This is a genomic window from Mesorhizobium sp. C277A (genome assembly GCF_040324395.1).
Classification (GTDB): domain Bacteria; phylum Pseudomonadota; class Alphaproteobacteria; order Rhizobiales; family Rhizobiaceae; genus Mesorhizobium.
This window is the reverse complement of record NZ_JAMYVW010000002.1, coordinates 4,265,001-4,267,500: the sequence shown is the minus strand read 5'-3', so window position 1 is coordinate 4,267,500 and position 2,500 is coordinate 4,265,001. Positions and strand designations below refer to the sequence as shown.

At 56.0% G+C, this 2,500-nt stretch carries 1 tRNA gene, 2 rRNA genes and 1 pseudogene (2 of these 4 only partly in view); all 4 read left to right on the top strand.

The window, feature by feature from the left end:
• Positions 1-1,414: ribosomal RNA gene (locus NKK52_RS20990) — 23S ribosomal RNA — on the top strand; it begins 1,388 nt to the left of the window's first position.
• A gap of 202 nt (positions 1,415-1,616) precedes the next feature.
• Positions 1,617-1,731 (top strand): 5S ribosomal RNA (gene rrf / locus NKK52_RS20985).
• 258 nt (positions 1,732-1,989) lie between these two features.
• Positions 1,990-2,066 (top strand) — tRNA-Met (locus NKK52_RS20980).
• Between the two features lie 385 nt (positions 2,067-2,451).
• A pseudogene (locus NKK52_RS20975) lies at positions 2,452-2,500 on the top strand (type II toxin-antitoxin system ParD family antitoxin) (it continues 222 nt past the right edge of the window).

Here is a 2,500-nt window from a genome sequence, read left to right as displayed (position 1 = left end):
CCGGCCCCTAAGACGAGGCGGAAACGCGTAGTCGATGGGAACCACGTTAATATTCGTGGGCTTGGAGGTAGTGACGGATCGCACAAGTTGTCCAATCTTATCGGATTGAACGGGCAGCGGAGCGGTTCCAGGAAATAGCTCCTCCTTATAAACCGTACCCGAAACCGACACTGGTGGTCAGGTAGAGTATACCAAGGCGCTTGAGAGAACTATGCTGAAGGAACTCGGCAAATTGCACGCGTAACTTCGGAAGAAGCGTGACCCTTTTCTACGCAAGTAGAGGAGGGTGGCACAGACCAGGGGGTAGCGACTGTTTATCAAAAACACAGGGCTCTGCGAAGTCGCAAGACGACGTATAGGGTCTGACGCCTGCCCGGTGCTGGAAGGTTAAGAGGAGGGGTGCAAGCTCTGAATCGAAGCCCCAGTAAACGGCGGCCGTAACTATAACGGTCCTAAGGTAGCGAAATTCCTTGTCGGGTAAGTTCCGACCTGCACGAATGGCGTAACGACTTCCCCGCTGTCTCCAGCATAGACTCAGTGAAATTGAATTCCCCGTGAAGATGCGGGGTTCCTGCGGTTAGACGGAAAGACCCCGTGCACCTTTACTATAGCTTTACATTGGCATTCGTAGTGGCATGTGTAGGATAGGTGGTAGGCTTTGAAACCTGGGCGCCAGCTCAGGTGGAGCCACCCTTGAAATACCACCCTTATTACTATGGATGTCTAACCGCGGCCCGTTATCCGGGTCCGGGACAATGTATGGTGGGTAGTTTGACTGGGGCGGTCGCCTCCTAAAGAGTAACGGAGGCGCGCGATGGTGGGCTCAGAACGGTCGGAAATCGTTCGCTGAGTGCAATGGCATAAGCCTGCCTGACTGCGAGACTGACAAGTCGAGCAGAGACGAAAGTCGGTCATAGTGATCCGGTGGTCCCGCGTGGAAGGGCCATCGCTCAACGGATAAAAGGTACGCCGGGGATAACAGGCTGATGACCCCCAAGAGTCCATATCGACGGGGTTGTTTGGCACCTCGATGTCGACTCATCGCATCCTGGGGCTGGAGCAGGTCCCAAGGGTATGGCTGTTCGCCATTTAAAGCGGTACGTGAGTTGGGTTCAGAACGTCGTGAGACAGTTCGGTCCCTATCTGCCGTGGGTGTAGGAATATTGAAAGGATCTGTCCCTAGTACGAGAGGACCGGGATGGACGGATCTCTGGTGGACCTGTTGTGGCGCCAGCCGCATAGCAGGGTAGCTATATCCGGACGGGATAACCGCTGAAGGCATCTAAGCGGGAAACCCACCTTAAAACGAGTATTCCCTGAGAACCGTGGAAGACGACCACGTTGATAGGCCGGGTGTGGAAGAGCGGCAACGCTTGAAGCTTACCGGTACTAATAGTTCGATCGGCTTGATCGTTCTCATTCCTTATGCTCATCGTGAAACACGATGATCTGACCAGCGCTCACGCATGAGCGGCCCTTACAGGGCCTATGCTCCGCGAGGGCGCCGGAAAACCGGCGACGCGCAGTCGCGCTTGCGGGCTTGCGCTCGAAAGCAAAACACAAACGTCGCCTTGGCACGAAAAAACAGCTTCTCGATATAACGTGCGTTTTGCCGACCTGGTGGTTATGGCGGAGCGGCTGCACCCGATCCCATTCCGAACTCGGCCGTGAAACGCTCCAGCGCTGATGGTACTTCGTCTCAAGACGCGGGAGAGTAGGTCGCTGCCAGGTCTGCAAAACGCACGTTGAACTCTCATCCGCAAACCGGATGAAACTGAAATCTTCTCTCTACGAAAAGGCCCGCCAAGGGATCACGGGCCGCGCAAGCGGCCCTTTCATTTGGTCAGCCATATACCTATCTGTAAGCCATCCTGTTCATAGGCCCAGGCTTACGTCCAGATAAGCAAGCAAACGCTTGCTTCAGATCCGGAGCAGGCAAGAGCCTGCCCTGGAGAGTCCGGAGCAAGCAAGAGCTTGCCCTGGAGGTGACGCGGGGTGGAGCAGCCCGGTAGCTCGTCAGGCTCATAACCTGAAGGTCACAGGTTCAAATCCTGTCCCCGCAACCAACAAAAAAAGCCCGCTTCACGCGGGCTTTTTGCGTTCGGACCGTGATCGATGGCGATTTTAACCTGCACCAGGGGTCGGAAGCAGGCGAAGCCGACCGTGGGACAGAAAAGCCAAATCATGACCCCCAACCGCCCGCAGCTCGCAGGCCTTTTGTATTCGGCACCTTTGCCCACGCGAAGCCGGTTGGCTCCCGGCTCTGTCAGCGCGGCAACCGCCGCGCGCCGGCGCGATGGTGACCGGACGCTTTGGATCCTGCAAAACCAGGCGACGAACCATTCTCTCGCCATCAGATCTTGGAAAACGAACCGTGATCGTGCGCATCCAATCATTGCTATCTATTGTTACCGGGCTTTGATCGGCGCCATAATCTTCCAGGAGGTTGCCGTGCCCGACTACGCTCTGAACGACCACTATGAGAGCTTTACCAGGAAGC